Below are 14,733 nucleotides of genomic sequence, written 5' to 3'. Positions count from 1 at the left end.
TTTCGACGTCCGGTGCGAGCGGGACGGGAGACCCGTACTTCCCGCAGGACGGCACCAGCGGCATCGACGTGGTGCACTACGACCCACCCCGCTGCACGTTGTCCACCGCCTCCGACATGCTCCTCACGAGCACATACCGGCAGACCTGAAAGTTCCTACGAACTCGTTCCTCGAAGTCGGTTCTCCGGTTACACGGCCAACGGCGTTCCCCAGTTGCCCGGACACGGTGGCCCCGAAAATATGTCGCTCGTGCTCGCCTCATCCGCTAAGTTCGCGGGGTTGTTTTCACTGCGGGAGGGCCCATGAGTTCATGTGTGGGGTTCCGGCAGTTCCAGGCTGAGAGCAGGTTTCGTTATGGCATGTCGTATCAGTGAGCTCGTGCTCGGTTGCCGCGACCCCGAGGTGCTGGCGCGGTTCTGGTGCGAGGTCCTGGACTTCGTCGTGCTCGACCGCGAGGACGACGGCACGCTGGAGATCGGGCCGCGCGAAGGGTTCGGCGGTCCGCGGCCGACGATCATCCTCAGTCGCAGGGATGAGCCGGAGAAGGGCAAATCCCGACTGCACATCGACGTCAACGCCACCGACCGTGATCAGGACGCCGAGCTCGAACGCCTGCTGAAGCTCGGTGCGCGCCCGGCCGACATCGGACAGACAGGGCAAGAGCAGTGGCATGTCCTGACCGACCCTGAAGGCAACGAGTTCTGCCTGCTCAAGGCCCGTCTCAACCCACTCTGATACTCATCGGTCACACCCGGGCTGGACTTCCGGTCGGTGAAGGGGCCATGGAGTCAGTCTGGCCGACGCGGTGTACCCGATGCTGCAGGCCCATGTCTCCGCTCGCCGTCCGCAGAGACGGATCGAGGCGGGCCGCGTACCGCGCTCATCCCGCGGGCTCAACGGCCGGGGCGAGAGCCGGGGCCGACTCCGGCGACGAGTTGGACCGCAGGCCGCGGACGAGAGTGTTCCGACCAAGACCATCACCCGCTACGGGCATGTCGACCTTCTGCGTACTGATGAGCTGGACTACGTGAAGCTGGATCACAGAGTCTCTGAGCCGCTGAACCGCTGTTCCAGAATCTGACAGAGCGTGAGCGGAAGAACAGCGTCGCCGTCAGCCCAACCTCGGCCGCAGCACAGGGATACACCGCTGGTAGATGTCGCACCGGCAGGGCACGGCGAATTCCCAATGCAATCCAGGAGGCCAATGCAGCAGACTCTGCGGCATGACCATGAAGATGACCCGCATCAACCCCGGCCAACTGCACGAGCCCCCTGGCTACCACCACATCACGGTCGTGGAATCGGGCCGGACTGCGTTTCTTGCCGGCCAGTGCCCCCTCGACCACACTGGTGCTCTGGTCGGCCCCGGTGACCTCAACGCACAGACCGACCAGGTCGCAGCCAACGCCCTGACCGCCCTGGCCGCGGTCGGCGCTCAACCCGAGCACGTAGTCCGGTCGGTGATCTACGTAGTCAGCGACGACACCACCGTCCTGTCCGCGGCCTGGAACCGTCTCATCCACTCGCCCATTGGGGCCGCCTTCACCACCGCCTCCACTCTCCTGGGCATCGCCCAACTCGGCTTCACCGGACAGCTCATCGAAGTGGACCTCACGGCAGCACTTCCTGACTGACCGTGATCCAGCGACAGCCGAGCCGCACCGGTGCCAGTTCTGGGTCCGCTTCTTGTGAGAAGTGGCCCTGCGCTATGGCTCGGTAGCGAAGAGAGCGCCGACAGACGGCACCGGATCAAGCACAGAGCGAAGGCCGCTGAGCACCTGCGCCGCTGCTTCCAGTCCTCGGGGCAAGCCAGTTCGAGGCCGGCGAGCGCGGCGTCCAGGTCACGTCCGAGGTGTTGGACGGAGTGGCGAGAGTGGGCAGATCGGTGGTGGCGGTGGCCGCTTCGATCCAGTTCGGCAGCTGGTCGGAGTGCAGGTTGGCCGGCAGGGGCCGAAGAAGCGCGGGTGTTCAGCGAATGCCGGTGGTTCGGGGCAGTTCGAGGACGGCTTTGAGCTGGAGCCGGCCGCCTTTGGAAGGGGATCGGGGAGGGGAAGATCTGGCGCGTGATGGCGCGGGCTTGCGGGGGCAGGGAGCCAACGGTATGGGGCTTGCCGCGAAGATCCTTTGAAGCGCCGAAGCCGTACCGAATTACCGCGGTGCCCGTTCCCGTGGCCAACAGGGCGCTAGCGTCGGGTCCCATGATCGTATGGCTCAACGGCACCCACGGCGCGGGCAAGACGACGACCAGTGCACTCGTGCAGCAACTGATCCCGGATTCACGGGTGTTCGATGCCGAGAAGGTCGGTGAGACTCTCATGGACATCACGCCCGGGCTGCCCGGAGCCGGGGCGGAGAACTTCCAGCACTGGCCGCCGTGGCGGCCGCTCGTCGTCGAGACCGCCCGCCGCGTACTCGACTACACCGGCGGCACCCTGGTGATGCCCATGACCGTCCTGGTCGAGCAGTACTGGCGCGAGATCAGCATGGGCCTCGCCCAACACGACATCTCCGTAAGGCACTTCGTCCTCCACGCCGACCAGGACACCCTCCGCGCACGCATCGAAGGGGACGCTCATCTCGGCCCTTCTATGTTCCGCCTCAAATACCTCGAGCCCTACGCCGAAGCGGCCCGCACCTGGCTTCACGACGAGGCCGAAGTCCTCGATACCACCCACCTCACGCCTACCCAGACCGCCCAGCAGATCGCAAAGGCCCTCGGAAAATGAACTCAGAGTTGCGGCGGTTGTCCTTGCCGGTGCGGCGGCGGGTGGGGATCACGGTGCCGTCGATCAGCACGGCCTCGCCGCCGCGTTTGGCGATCCTGGGCAGGATGCGGTCCAGGCGCGGGATTCTGGCCGCCAGCAGGGCGACGACCTTGTCCGTCCCGCGCCGGATGGTGGTGGCCGGGTTGATGTTGCCGCCTGCCAGGTCGGCGGCGCGCCGGTCATGGCCCAGCACCGCGACCACAAGCACCACGATCCGGCCCGCGGGCTAGGACCGCCACCTGGATCCGATCGCCTTCACGTGCGTGCACAGCAGGTCAGTGACGTAGTCGACGGTGTTCGTGGACAGGAGCAGACGGCGCTGGTGGATAAAGGAGACGACATCCCTTTGTCGCGCGGCGTGTGTGCGGCGCCCGACGGCGTGTCCCATCTCACCCGTACCCCCGCATATAGGTATCCGCATGGTGGGCAGGCTTCGCCGTACACGCCAGCGTGTCACAGCAGTGGCGGACGACGTTCGGCCCAGGAGAGGTGGCAGCGGTCATGAAGATTCCCCGCACTGCCCATTCCGGCCAGCCGTGGCGGATCCACGAATTCACCGGAGACTTTCGGACCGAGGACGTGTGGTCCTTCCGCACCCCCGGCGCGGGACCGGACGACTTTCCCGTCATACTCGCCGCGATGCAGACAGCCGGCGGATTCGCCAAGCCGCCCCGCTCGGTGCGGTTCCTGTTCACGGTGCGCCAGCAGCTCGGTGCCCTCCTCGGTTGGGACAAGCCCAGGACGAGCCTCGGGAAGCGGGTTCAGCCACTGTATGACCGCCTGCCAGACAGTCTTCGTGAGACCGTCGACGTCTCCGACACCAGCGACGCCCCGTTCACCCCCGTGTACCTGCTCCACAACGAGTCTGTCCGCGAACTGGCGAACCAGACCTGCCACGCCGTCATGCACCTGGGGTGGGTGTCGACCGGAGGCGGCGCATACGAACTGCGGATGGCGATCCTGGTCAAGCCCAACGGCCGGTTCGGACGGGTGTACATGGCTCTCATCGCCCCGTTCCGCTACCTGATCGTCTACCCCGTGATCACCCGGCAGTGGGAGCGGGCCTGGCGGGACCGCGAGCTTCCGCCCACCGCGCACGCCGGTCCGCGACCGTAGTCGCCGCGAGCGTCACCACCATGCGTGGCCTCGCAATGGAACCGGCCGCCAGCACCCGACCGGGACCATTCCGGGATGGTACTGGCCGACCTCGCGCATTCGGCCGTCGCCAATATCCCTCCTCGGCAAGGGGCGGCGCTGCTAGCCCGCCGGCAGCGCGTCGGGCCGATGGCGGAGGCCCAGGTCCGGATCAGCAATGCGGACCGGACGCCCGCGCCAGAGGTGTCGCAGGGCTTCGAGTTCCGTCCGGGGGAAGTGCTCGCCCCACTTGGCGCGGTAACCGCTCTCACCGTAGCTCCGCACGACCTGATCGAAACAGCGGATCACGGCTCGGGCGAGCTGGTCGATACCGAGCTGGCTCGACCAGATCTCGGTTCCCTTGTTGTCGTGGTCGCGGCCATTGCGCAGTTCCAGTACGCGGATCCAGATGTCATCGCCTTCGCGGTAGAAGACCCACCGGTAGGCGGTCGGCTCGGCTTCGAACTGGGCTCGAGTCTCCGTCTCGCCCGCGACGAGGCGGGCCACCGCGGTCAGGAATTCCTCTGGTGCGTCACTGATGTAGGAGGCGGTGAGGTCAACTTCCGCCTGATGATCCCCGACTGTGCAGTCGGCCCACCCGTGTGACCCCAGTGTCCAGGTGACGCGCACGCCCGATGTCACTGCGGCTCCCCTGCGAGAAACCACCGGACGTCGGCCGCCAGGGCAGCCATCTGCTCGCCGGCTTCAAGCCAGGTGGTCACGGAGGCACCCCAACCGCCGGCGCCCTGCGGCCATGGCCGCAACGTCCAGGTCACGCCGACATGTCCGCCGGACCTGAAGACCGCTGAAATGCGCAGGTCCTGGTCGTGGGTCTGCCAGGTCCGTTCACCGTCCCATCCTCGGTAATCGGCAACGAGCCCCTCCAGGAACGGAGCGAGATCCCCGTCCCAGCCCCAGGCGACGACCTCGTTGACGCGAGCGGTCAGGCCCGGGGCCCGCAACTCGACGGCATAGTGCAAGGAGTCGGCGTCGAAGCTGAGCCGGTCGCAGAACGTCACGCCGACGGAACCATTGTCCTGGCATCTGACGGTCACTCTGGTCCTGTCGTCGATGTCGGCGTCCGGGGAGGTCATGAGCGGAACGCTAGGCGACCATCACCTGCGGCGTCACTCGGATTCATCGCCGGTGGGGCAGATGACAGCCTGAGCTACGGCAGCGTGTTCGGCGCAGATTCCAGAACCACTACCGCGGTCTCGGATGACCGCAGCGCGGCGTAGGTGTCCAGGTTCGTTTCGATCTCGCGCCAGCGGGCCCAGAGGCGTAGGCGCTCGTCGCCTGTCGCAGCGTGAGCTCGTACCAGCCGCCGCCCATCGAACAGATCGACGGTTCCGCCAGGGTGCGTCTGCAGATTGAGCCACCAGGCGGGCTCGCCCTCGCCCCATCCGTTCATCGCCGGCGAGACAAGGTTGGGGCCGTCCTCGAATTACGCGCCGACGACGCTGCGTTGTCGGCCGGTGCGGCGCCCGACGGTGGTCAGCCGCAGCGCGCCCCACTTGTTGGCGTGTGGTCGCCACAGCCCGATCCGGCGTCCGAAGACCCGGCACACGCCCCGAGGTACCGACCAGGCCAGACGGATAAACCACCGCGGCGGGAGACGCGGTGCCTTCGTCTCCCCTTCGACCGACACGGCGGCCTCCCCACCCCTGACCGGCTGCGGTCACGAACGCGACACTAGCCGCACCCGCCGAGGGCCGCTAGAACCGAGCGGCCGTCGGCTCAACTCCGGCCGTCAGCCTCGGCATCCCCACCGACTGGAGGACCTCAACTGTCGCATCGCCGGATTTGAGGAACGCGAGCGCGGGGACCGTGCCGCACAGTTGCGGTTCCTCCCATGCCACCCGGCGGCCTCGTGACATCAGGCGGCGCGCTTCACGTGGCGGACCAGCCACATCAGCAGGGCGTCCAGGTCGGCGCCGGCCGAGAGGACCCGGTCGACCGCCTCGGGGGTGTGCAGCCACTCCTCGTTGCCGAGGGACCGGGCGGCGATCAGCGAGCGGTGGCGCAGCAGATTCGTACGGGAATGGTCCGTCGGATAGCCGCGCGGGGGGCGTTTCATCACGTCCCCGGAGATGTCGTAGCCCTTCTTCCGTACGTCCTCCACGATGGCGGCCAGTTCTCGGCCGCTCCCCTCGGAGGCCACGGCTTCGCGGAACATGTCCACCTGGCCGGGATCGGGGTACCACCACGCGCCCTGGATCCGCAGGCCGTCCAGGTCGAACCGGAGGCCGATCTCGATCTTGCGGCCGAGCCGGATCACGGCGCCTTGGTGCTGCCACCACCAGGAGTCGGTGCGGTAGTGCCAGACGGAGAAGTCCTCGTACCGGGGGTCGGCGTCCGCGACCTCGTTCAGCAGGGCGATCATCGGCTGCCGGACCAGGCGTTCGCGGTCCGCGCGGCAGCGCTCGCGGGTCGCGTGGGTGGGTTCGCCCTGGAGCTGCCACAACACGTCCATGGCCTGCTCCGGCCAGCCTGTGAACTGTCCGCGCATGCGCGGAGGATAGCTCACCCGTGATCCTCACGCGGGGAGACTGAGACGGCAGGGAGCCATAGCCCCGGCCCTGGTGCGCGGGGCGCTGACGATCGCGGCGGACCGGTCCGACGCGTCCCTGGAGGAGCTACTGGCCAGGGTGCTCGTGAACACCCTCGTGGTGCGCGTCGACCTGGCGTGGGACATCACAACTAGGCCGTCGGCTCACGACGTTGCCCAATGCACTCCGAGACCCGGTAGCCGGGTCCTGGCGAGAGCCCAAAGAGTCTGCTTCATTTGCACTGAGGGGACATATACGTCTAGGTCTTCCGACCCAACCAATGGGCAGTACTGCCCTGTTATGCACCATTAGAGCAACAAAGTCCCTTGTCGAACTGAGATTTGATGTAAGTCTTCCCTTCGCGACACACGAATGTCATAGTGACGCGCTGCTTCAAGCAAAAGCTATGAATCTCATTCATTTCTTGAAGGAGGGCATTCGACGTGCCAGGGCCGCAGTCAACGCGGATAAAGCGGACGGGAAGGAACGGACGCACCGTCCAACTGCTTCCGTCCCGGCCGCGTTTGGCTCGGGCGGCAGCAGTCCCGCTGCTCATCCCCGAGACATCCGTGGCATCCGCGGCATCCCAGACGGTTGAGTCTGTCGAGTCGGTCGACTGCGTCGACACAGCCGCGACGACTTTGCCGGCGTCAGGGCCGCCGCCTTCGACGCCCGCGCAGTTACGACGCTGCGTCGCGGCATCCCCCGTGCCCAGCGGCTCGCAAACCCTGGCGACGCCGGCGTGACCAACCCGAACGCCACCTGCACGAACCGCTGGTGACGTCGGCTCCCGTGACGCGCGAGCCGCCACGCGGACGCCGAGGAGCTCGTGCACGCCGCTCACTCCCCCGGGTCAGTGACACGCAGTGTCGTGCCGCCCCGGCAGACCCACCTCCACCCACGACTCCTCGGAGAATCCATGCGTCTACGTCTCCCGCGCCCAACCGCATTCCGATTGGCGATCGGCGTATTGCCGGCACTCCTCGCGGCTGCCGCCGTTGGTGTCGGCGTGCTTCCCGCCTCAGCCGCGGCCGCGCCCGTCGTCTACTCCGTCGCCCCCAACGGGCAGGGCACCACCTGTTCGACCACGGCCCCGTGCGCGCTGCTGACGGCGCAGAGCAAGGTCCGGGCGGCGACAGCCACGATGACCACGGACATCAACGTCGTACTGGCCGACGGGACTTACCGCCTCAGCGGGGCTCTCTCCTTCGGCTCCACGGCGGGCGACTCCGCGACCGGCGGTCACACCGTCAGCTACCAGGCGGCTCCCGGCGCCCACCCTGTCCTCAGCGGCGGCCAGCAGGTCACCGGGTGGACCCAGGGATCCAACGGCGTGTGGAGCGCGAACGTCCCGTCCGGCACCGACACCCGGCAGCTCTACGTCGACGGTGTGCGCGCCAACCGCGCGTCCGGACCAGCGCCGACCACCTTCACCCGTACCGCCACCGGCTACACGACCTCTAACACGACCCTCGCCGGCTGGCAGAACATCTCCAACATGGAGTTCGTCTACGGCGTCGAGTGGACGCAGATGCGCTGCGGCGTCGCGTCGGTGTCGGGAACCACCGTCACGATGCAGCAGCCGTGCTTCGACAACTCCACGAAGAAGCAGTACGGCGTGAACGCCGACATACCGACCTCCATCGAGAACGCGAAGGAACTGCTCAACGCTCCGGGCGAGTTCTACCTCGACAAGCCGGGCCACACCCTCTACTACCTGCCCCGCGCGGGCCAGCAGATGAGCAGCGCCGACGTCGAGCTCCCGAGCCTGCAGAACGTGATCACGGGCGAGGGCACCGCCTCGAATCCGCTGCGCGGCCTGTCCATCAGCGGCATCACTGTCGCGTACGGCGGCTGGACCACCCCGAACTCGGCCGACGGCTTCTCCGAGGTCCAGGCCAACATGCGTCTGACCGGGGCGACCGCCTGGCAGAAGCAGGGATCGTGCGACCGCTTCTCCACCACTGATCCGGGCACCTGCCCGTACGGCAACTGGACGATGACCCCGGGCAACGTGACGTTCAGCTACACCGACGGGCTGAAGCTCAGCGGCAACACGTTCCAGCATCTCGGCGCCGCCGGACTCCAGTTGGGGCAGGGCGTCGCCAACTCCTCGATCACCGGAAACGTCTTCACCGACATCTCCTCGAACGGCATCGAGATCGGCAACGGCACCGACGCGAACCCCACTGACGTCAGCGTCATGCCCAGCGGCAACACCATCGCCAACAACTGGATCCACAACATAGCCGTCGAGTACACCGGCGGTGTCGGCATCTTCCAGGGCTACACCCGCAACGACACCATCACGCACAACCAGGTCAACAATGTCCCCTACAGCGGCATCAGTTCGAACTGGGGCTGGGGACGCACCGCCACCAAGACCACGGGCAACAAGATCACCAACAACCTCGTCTACGACTACATGCAGCAGCGCCAAGACGGCGGCGGTATCTACGTCCTGGGCCAGGAGGGCACCTCGCTCACCGACGGCCTGGTGATCAGCGGCAACGTCGTACGCGGCGCCGGCGGCGGCGGGTTCGCCATCTACACCGATGGTGGCAGCCAGTACGTGACCATGACCGGCAACGCCGCCTACAACGCCAACAACGCCTCCATGGGCGGCTGCAAGGAGGGAACCACCACCCCGTACGGCGACTTCTCCTTCACCGGCAACTACTTCGAGAACCTCACGCCCAACTGGGTCTGCGGCAACCCGAGCAACGTCAACGTCAGCGGCAACACCCAGGTTTCCGCGGACGGCGTCGGCGTACCGGCTTCCCTCCTGGCCAACGCCGGCCTGGAGACGGCGTACGCGGGCATCGCGGCGCCGCCGACCGGCGTGGCGCCGACCAACCTCGCGGCACACAAGCCGGCCGTGGCGCAGTTCCTCGACGGCAGCACCGCGCAGCTCCAGCCGGGGTCCCAGGTGGCGTACGCGACGGACGGCGACCCCGCCACGTACCTGCAGGCCAGCGGTCAGTTCAAGTGGCAGCTCGTGGTCGACCTGCAGCAGTCCCAGTCCCTGGGATACGTCACGGTCGGCATGCCCCAGGCCCACTTCGCCACCGACTTCCACGTGGACGCCTCGACCAACGGCACCACCTGGACCACCGTCGGCACCGTCAACAACAGCGGGTGGGGAAGCATCCCGGTCGCCTTCGGCACGCCGGTGACCGCCCGGTACCTGCGTGTCGTCGCCGACAAGCCGGACAACTGGAACCAGCGGGGCGACCAGATGGCGATCAGCGAGATCGGCGCGTACGCCCCGGCCGCCCAGGGGAGCAACAACATCGCGCTCAACACCCCGGCCCAGGCGCTGTTCATCGACGGAACCCAGGCCGATATGCAGCCCAACACCACGCCGGCGCTCGGCAACGACGGCAACACGTCGACCTTCGCGCAGGCTTCGGGACGCTACCGGTGGACGCAGCAAGTGGACCTCCAGCAGCCGCAGTCGGTCAACGTGGTGTCCGTCGTGATGCCCACCGACAAGTACGCGACCGCCCTCCACGTCGACGTCTCCGTCGACGGCTCGACCTTCTGGACTGTCGCACACCGCACTGACAGTGCCGGAGGCACCACTGGCATCCAACTGGACGTGCCTGTCACCGCCCGCTATGTGCGGGTCATCGCCGACCGCCCGAACTCCGGCGGCCAGACCGGAGGCCAGATGGCGATCAGCGAACTCGCCGTGTACGGCACCAAGTAGAAGCGAGCCGTAGCGGCGAGCACCCGGATCCGTGGCCCAGGCCGGGCTACGGATCCGGGTGCGATCCGCGGCTCCGACGCCCCCGACTCGTGTCCGGTGTTCGGTGTTCGGTGTTCGATCAGTTGTCAGGGGAAGGCAGCCGATCGACGGGTTCACCGTGTGCGCTGTGGGAGGGGAGGTCGGCCGAGGCCGCCTGGCGCAGGTGCTCGGCCATCGACGAAGTGGCGGTGGGCGAGGCGCGGTCCTTGACGCCCCAGGCCAGCAGATGGTGCCGGCGGGCCCAGGAGGCCTGCAGCTCGCACATGTCGAGTGGCTGATGAAGGTCGAAGGCGCGACGCGGCACCACGGCAAGACCAACGCCCGCGGCGGCGAGGGCGACAAGGACGTTGAGGTTGGCGACGGTGGTGCGGTACCGCTCCACCGGTGCGTGTGGCCCGAGGTGCTTCTCGATCCAGCGGCGCAGCGAGGAGTCGGCGTCGAGCCCGACAAGGGGGTGCTTGGCCACCTCGCCCGTAGGTCAGTGCGGTCCGCCCGGCGAGGATCCCTCCGGCCTGGCCGATCACGACGAGGGAGTCGTCGCCGATGGGCTCCAGGTGCAGACCGCAGTCGCGGGCCTCGTCGTCGAGGACGATGCCCAGATCCGCCTCTCCGTCGGCGAGCGTCCGCACGGTCCGAGGGGTACGGCTCTCGGACACCGTGACGTCGGCGTCCGGGTGCGCACGGAGGAAGGAGACCAGGGCTCGCGGCACGAGCCGATGCATCGCGGAGCCGCCCGCCAGCAGGATCAGCGGAGCGGTCGGGGAGCGGGTGTAGCTCGCAACGGCGCCTTCGAGCCGCGCGGTCTGGGCGAGCACGTCGCGGGCGTGGCGGGCCAGGGTCGTCCCCGCGGGCGTGGGCCGCACACCCCGCCGGCCGCGGAAGCGCGCCAGCGTGTACATCCCCGAGCCGCTCGCCTGCCGCCAGGTTGGCGCTGGCCACGATCTCACGGCCCCCTGCCGACATTCCCGCCGGCCGCAGTTCCCTTTACTACCCGACCAATCCAACCGAGCGGGCCCTGCACGAAGTCCAAAGCATGGCGTGAAACGATGGCCGAATGACGGCTACCGCACTCGCTTTCGCGATTCTCGGCCTTCTCGGGCTTGTCGGTTATCTGGGAATCTTCGTGGCCCTGCACGTGCTGCCCACCGGCTATCACCCCGTCCGGCACGCAGTCAGCGACTACGCCGTGGGCCAGTACGGTCGGCTGTTCCGCTTCGGGCTGCTGGTCTCCGCGCTGGGCGTCGCATTCCTGGCGGTCGGCCTCACCCTTGAGCCGGGTGCTCCGCCGCTTGCGGTGAGCCAGCTCGTCTTCCTCTTCCTGGTACCGGTCATGCGTCTCGGCATGGCCCTCTTCCCCACCGACCTGGAGGGCGAGAAACTCACCAACACCGGACGGCTGCACTACCTCTTCGCCGTCGCCGCATTCGCGTTCACCTACGCGGCGATTTCCGGAATGACATCTCGGCTGGAATCCCTGGCACCTTGGCAGTCGGCGTACGGACTGCTGTCCACTCTCCGCGAGATCGCCCTGGTGTCACTCATCCTCCTGATCGTGACGCTACTCCCCCGCCTGCGAAAGGTCTTCGGCCTGTTCGAAAGGGCGTTCCTCGTCAGCACCAACCTCTGGCTCATCACCGCGGGAATCCTCCTTGCCATCGCGACCACCTGACGGAGCAGCGACAGCTACCGGACCGTGTCCTGGACGGCCGGCGAAGGCATCGCGCGGGAACGCAGAACCATGAGCGAGCCTTCCAAGGTCGCCACCATGGCGAAGGGGAACCGATCGACCTCAAGACAGAGCGCAACGTCGTCAGGATGAACGCCCTGCCGAACCCCCTCCGCCAGTTCGACAGCGGCACGTGACTCGGCGGCTCGGCGGACGAACTCAGCAGCGTCCGTGCCTGCCTCGGTGGTCCTCCGAGCGATGTACTGAGCACACGCCAGATCTTCATCGGCCTGCCCATCCTCGCCAGTGACCACGAACGTGACGGTGTCACTCTCACTCGTCCGCAGGAGCCGAGCCGTTGCCTCCGCCACCACGAAGCCGGCGCACAGCACCAGCGGCGCCTCCTTGACCGCAAGGGCGCCGACCGTCCCAGCCGTGGTCTTCTGCACAACGGTCCGTCCGCCAAGGTCAATAGACCGCAGCATTCCCGGCGAGTTCACAGCGTCGAACCCGGGCGCGGGCGGACCGTCCTTGAGCGTCACCCAGTCCGGGTGTCGAGCCTTGAGCGCCAGGGCTTCGTCCAGCGACTCGGCAAGAACGATCTTCTCCGCCCCCTGGGCGAACGCCCAGGCAGCCACGGTGAAAGCACGCATGACGTCGACCACGACCGCCACTGAGGGGGTTGCGACCAGATCCGCGATACCAAGAAAACGAGCGTCCATTCGGACCATGATCGCGCATCACCCGAACCTTGTCCCGCGCCTCCTCGCACAGGTTCCCCCCGCCGGGTACCGGATCGGCGCGATCTCGGCCACGCCAACGCGCCCCGGCCCAAAAGGTCAGGTGAAGTGCTGCGCCTCGTCGACTACAGCAACCTTCCGATTGAATACTTGCCGAACTCGATCGCTTGCGACCGTTCCGCGTGAGAGGGGTTGGTCGCGGGCGCGGGCTAGGGAGGACACTCGTCCTCATCCACCTCGGCGAAGGAAGTTGGGTCCTGGGTTGAGGATCGGTCACCGGACGCGGTGCGCGAAGACGTCGTCGAAACCGTTGGTGTCCTCGGCCACGAGATCGGTGTCGATGGAGCTGAAGACCACGGTATGGCCGTTCGCTGAGACGGCCCCTCGGGTGAGCGATCCGTTCGCGGGCCCGCCGTCCGTGCCCGTACTCACGCGCCGGATCTCCCCCGTCCTCAGGTCGAGGACCACGACCGGCCAGGCCCAGCCGGCTTCGGCGGCCGGGTCGTCGGCTCCCAGCTCGTACGCCACATGGCGACCGTCGGCGCTGAGTTGGCCACCACGAGTGCCGGGCCGGTCCGGGTTGCCCGGAATCGCGATCGTCGTTCCGGAGTCCACGTCCCTCACGAACGAATTGCCCGCTCGGTCGTCGGAGGTGACGGACCCGCCGTTGAACTTCTCGAAGAGGACCCGTCGGCCGTCGCCACTGATCGACGGAGAGCCCAGGACCCGCAGGGGTGTCGTCCCGTCGTACGCGACATCGACGATCTGCTCCGTGCCGGTGGTGCGATCCTGTAGGAACACATGACCGACGTCGGGGCCCTTGGGGATGGGCCTGGTGAAGGTGTATGCGACGCGCTGCCCGTCGTCACTGATCGCCGGGCTTCCCGCGTAGTACACCTCGGGCTCGGTGTCGGGCCTGCTGACTCGCTCGGTCGTACCGGTGACCCGGTCGCGCACGTACACCCGTGACCCTTCGTCCGCGGTCGAGCCGGTCGGCCGGTACACGACGAACGCAACATGACGGCCGTCGGCAGTCAGCATGGGGGAACTGACCGCACCGGCCGCGAAGTCGTCCTCGGGCGGGGCGGCGAGTCTCTCGACAGCACCGGTCCGCAGGTCCTGGACGTAAGCGCTTCTCAACCCGGTGCCGTTGTCGTAAGCGGTGTAGGCAATCAGACGGCCGGTTCCGCTCAGCGACGGCGTACCCAATTGGTGGCCGGTCAGGACGACGCGTTGCAGCGATCCGGTACGCAGCTGACGTACGAACAAGTCAGACGAGCCCTGCGAGTCGCCCGGGACCAGGTTCGAGGCGGACGACACGAACGCCGCCACCCGGCCGTCCCTGCTGATCGCAGCACCGTTGGCGGAGGCGTTGGCCTGCGTGCCGTCCGCCGCCACGCTCAGCCGCACCGTGGGCGCTGCCGAAGGCACGGCGTGGGCCGCGGGCAGAGTCGTCATCATGAGTGCGGCGACCAGGGCGGACGCGGACGCGCCTGTCGCCACGCGAGTCACGCGAACGGAATAGGTCATGTCTCCCCCAGGGACATTCCAAGACACCCGACCCCCCGCCGGGCACACGAGGAGTAAAGCCCACCTCCCACTCCGTGAGCAATCCGATCGATTATGTACAACCCCCGGGGGCTCTGAGCCGTCCGCGCCAGACGGCATCGACGCACCCCGCACCCCGCACCCCGCACCCCGCACCCCGCACCGAATCGGGCAGTCAGTCGAAAGCGTCTGTCATGCAGTCCACCCGGCATCTGGCGGCCTCGAAGCGTCTACGGAGAGCCGCCGCTGCCTGTTCGCGCTCCACGTTGACGAGCCCGTGGTGCTGATGTGCCACGCTGATCACGTCGCCGACCGTGACAACAGCTGGTTCGTCCCGTGCAGCCCGCCGACGAGCCTCGGCGATGGCCATGTCCGCGGCCCGCAGCAGATTCCGGGATTTGTCCCTGGCCACGGCCGCCTGGGACCGTTTTGCCGAGAGAGGACGTAGGGCACGCCCCTTCCAGACAAGTCCAGCGACGGCAAATACGATGCCGAGCACTATGAACAGGACTCCGCCGGGATCGTAGGACATCGCCCCAGTCTCCAGCACTCGTGCAGTCCGCGGGAGCAACTCCGCTGT

General features: G+C 67.5%; 15 protein-coding genes and 1 pseudogene. 6 read left to right on the top strand and 10 right to left on the bottom strand.

Going from position 1 to position 14,733, the window contains the following annotated elements:
- The first annotated feature begins 354 nt into the window (after nt 1–354).
- The 3 genes from ACFVKT_RS05495 to ACFVKT_RS05485 all read left to right on the top strand — a co-directional run bounded on the left by ACFVKT_RS05495 (nt 355) and on the right by ACFVKT_RS05485 (nt 2,726).
- Nucleotides 355–735, top strand: a complete 381-nt coding sequence (locus tag ACFVKT_RS05495; protein ID WP_385727750.1) for a VOC family protein — start codon at nt 355–357, stop codon at nt 733–735.
- Nucleotides 736–1,223: 488 nt separating this feature from the next.
- A complete protein-coding gene (locus tag ACFVKT_RS05490; protein ID WP_385727748.1) occupies nt 1,224–1,634 on the top strand; it encodes a RidA family protein in 411 nt (136 codons plus the stop codon).
- A 564-nt stretch (nt 1,635–2,198) separates the two neighbouring features.
- Nucleotides 2,199–2,726 (top strand): ATP-binding protein, encoded by a 528-nt coding sequence (locus ACFVKT_RS05485; protein ID WP_385727746.1) that lies wholly within the window; start codon nt 2,199–2,201, stop codon nt 2,724–2,726.
- Here ACFVKT_RS05485 and ACFVKT_RS05480 read toward each other — a convergent pair.
- Nucleotides 2,683–2,967: a hypothetical protein gene (locus ACFVKT_RS05480; RefSeq protein WP_385727744.1), complete on the bottom strand. Its 285-nt coding sequence runs from the start codon at nt 2,965–2,967 to the stop codon at nt 2,683–2,685. The genes ACFVKT_RS05485 and ACFVKT_RS05480 overlap by 44 nt on opposite strands.
- Before the next feature lie 299 nt (nt 2,968–3,266).
- Between ACFVKT_RS05480 and ACFVKT_RS05475 the strand changes: the two genes are divergently transcribed.
- A complete protein-coding gene (locus ACFVKT_RS05475; RefSeq protein WP_385727741.1) occupies nt 3,267–3,881 on the top strand; it encodes a DUF2867 domain-containing protein in 615 nt (204 codons plus the stop codon).
- A gap of 141 nt (nt 3,882–4,022) precedes the next feature.
- Here ACFVKT_RS05475 and ACFVKT_RS05470 read toward each other — a convergent pair whose 3' ends face one another.
- The 4 genes from ACFVKT_RS05470 to ACFVKT_RS05455 form a co-directional block, all read right to left on the bottom strand.
- Nucleotides 4,023–4,406, bottom strand: coding sequence for a hypothetical protein (locus ACFVKT_RS05470; RefSeq protein ID WP_385727739.1), 384 nt, complete (start codon nt 4,404–4,406; stop codon nt 4,023–4,025).
- A gap of 131 nt (nt 4,407–4,537) precedes the next feature.
- Complete coding sequence (locus ACFVKT_RS05465) at nt 4,538–4,993, bottom strand: DUF6228 family protein (RefSeq protein ID WP_385727737.1); 456 nt, start codon at nt 4,991–4,993, stop codon at nt 4,538–4,540.
- A 74-nt stretch (nt 4,994–5,067) separates the two neighbouring features.
- Nucleotides 5,068–5,310 carry a nitroreductase/quinone reductase family protein gene (locus tag ACFVKT_RS05460; protein WP_385727734.1) on the bottom strand — a complete coding sequence of 81 codons (243 nt, stop codon included), beginning with the start codon at nt 5,308–5,310 and terminating at the stop codon, nt 5,068–5,070.
- 465 nt (nt 5,311–5,775) lie between these two features.
- A complete protein-coding gene (locus ACFVKT_RS05455) occupies nt 5,776–6,408 on the bottom strand; it encodes a DUF2461 family protein (RefSeq protein WP_385727731.1) in 633 nt (210 codons plus the stop codon).
- 1,049 nt (nt 6,409–7,457) lie between these two features.
- On the opposite strand from ACFVKT_RS05455, the gene ACFVKT_RS05450 reads away from it, so the two are divergent.
- Nucleotides 7,458–10,160: a discoidin domain-containing protein gene (locus ACFVKT_RS05450; RefSeq protein ID WP_385727729.1), complete on the top strand. Its 2,703-nt coding sequence runs from the start codon at nt 7,458–7,460 to the stop codon at nt 10,158–10,160.
- Nucleotides 10,161–10,278: 118 nt separating this feature from the next.
- Here the strand turns inward: ACFVKT_RS05450 and ACFVKT_RS05445 are convergent, their stop codons facing one another.
- Nucleotides 10,279–10,665 carry a LysR substrate-binding domain-containing protein gene (locus ACFVKT_RS05445; RefSeq protein ID WP_385727727.1) on the bottom strand — a complete coding sequence of 129 codons (387 nt, stop codon included), beginning with the start codon at nt 10,663–10,665 and terminating at the stop codon, nt 10,279–10,281.
- A gap of 73 nt (nt 10,666–10,738) precedes the next feature.
- Nucleotides 10,739–10,921, bottom strand: a pseudogene (locus ACFVKT_RS05440) (LysR substrate-binding domain-containing protein); the annotation flags it as partial.
- Nucleotides 10,922–11,253: 332 nt separating this feature from the next.
- Between ACFVKT_RS05440 and ACFVKT_RS05435 the strand changes: the two are divergent.
- A complete protein-coding gene (locus tag ACFVKT_RS05435) occupies nt 11,254–11,868 on the top strand; it encodes a DUF998 domain-containing protein (protein WP_385727725.1) in 615 nt (204 codons plus the stop codon).
- Nucleotides 11,869–11,882: 14 nt separating this feature from the next.
- Here ACFVKT_RS05435 and ACFVKT_RS05430 read toward each other — a convergent pair whose 3' ends face one another.
- The 3 genes from ACFVKT_RS05430 to ACFVKT_RS05420 all read right to left on the bottom strand — a co-directional run bounded on the left by ACFVKT_RS05430 (nt 11,883) and on the right by ACFVKT_RS05420 (nt 14,685).
- Entirely contained in the window at nt 11,883–12,587 is a 705-nt protein-coding gene (locus ACFVKT_RS05430) for a 2-phosphosulfolactate phosphatase (protein ID WP_385727722.1), read from the bottom strand.
- A 291-nt stretch (nt 12,588–12,878) separates the two neighbouring features.
- Nucleotides 12,879–14,135, bottom strand: coding sequence for a TolB family protein (locus ACFVKT_RS05425; protein WP_385727720.1), 1,257 nt, complete (start codon nt 14,133–14,135; stop codon nt 12,879–12,881).
- A gap of 193 nt (nt 14,136–14,328) precedes the next feature.
- Complete coding sequence (locus tag ACFVKT_RS05420; protein WP_385727718.1) at nt 14,329–14,685, bottom strand: hypothetical protein; 357 nt, start codon at nt 14,683–14,685, stop codon at nt 14,329–14,331.
- Nucleotides 14,686–14,733 lie beyond the last annotated feature (48 nt).

The sequence above is a fragment of the Streptomyces sp. NPDC127595 genome (assembly GCF_042671685.1).
Lineage (GTDB): Bacteria > Actinomycetota > Actinomycetes > Streptomycetales > Streptomycetaceae > Streptomyces.
This window is presented reverse-complemented; position numbering and strand designations above follow the sequence as displayed.

Excerpts from the sequence above, each read along its gene's own strand:
- ACFVKT_RS05485 (WP_385727746.1), top strand. The coding sequence starts at position 2,199 with ATGATCGTATGGCTCAACGGCACCCACGGCGCGGGCAAGACGACGACC.
- ACFVKT_RS05420 (WP_385727718.1), bottom strand. The coding sequence starts at position 14,685 with ATGTCCTACGATCCCGGCGGAGTCCTGTTCATAGTGCTCGGCATCGTA.
- ACFVKT_RS05425 (WP_385727720.1), bottom strand. The coding sequence starts at position 14,135 with ATGACCTATTCCGTTCGCGTGACTCGCGTGGCGACAGGCGCGTCCGCG.
- ACFVKT_RS05495 (WP_385727750.1), top strand. The coding sequence starts at position 355 with ATGGCATGTCGTATCAGTGAGCTCGTGCTCGGTTGCCGCGACCCCGAG.
- ACFVKT_RS05435 (WP_385727725.1), top strand. The coding sequence starts at position 11,254 with ATGACGGCTACCGCACTCGCTTTCGCGATTCTCGGCCTTCTCGGGCTT.
- ACFVKT_RS05430 (WP_385727722.1), bottom strand. The coding sequence starts at position 12,587 with ATGGACGCTCGTTTTCTTGGTATCGCGGATCTGGTCGCAACCCCCTCA.
- ACFVKT_RS05460 (WP_385727734.1), bottom strand. The coding sequence starts at position 5,310 with ATGAACGGATGGGGCGAGGGCGAGCCCGCCTGGTGGCTCAATCTGCAG.
- ACFVKT_RS05490 (WP_385727748.1), top strand. The coding sequence starts at position 1,224 with ATGACCATGAAGATGACCCGCATCAACCCCGGCCAACTGCACGAGCCC.
- ACFVKT_RS05465 (WP_385727737.1), bottom strand. The coding sequence starts at position 4,993 with ATGACCTCCCCGGACGCCGACATCGACGACAGGACCAGAGTGACCGTC.
- ACFVKT_RS05455 (WP_385727731.1), bottom strand. The coding sequence starts at position 6,408 with ATGCGCGGACAGTTCACAGGCTGGCCGGAGCAGGCCATGGACGTGTTG.
- ACFVKT_RS05475 (WP_385727741.1), top strand. The coding sequence starts at position 3,267 with ATGAAGATTCCCCGCACTGCCCATTCCGGCCAGCCGTGGCGGATCCAC.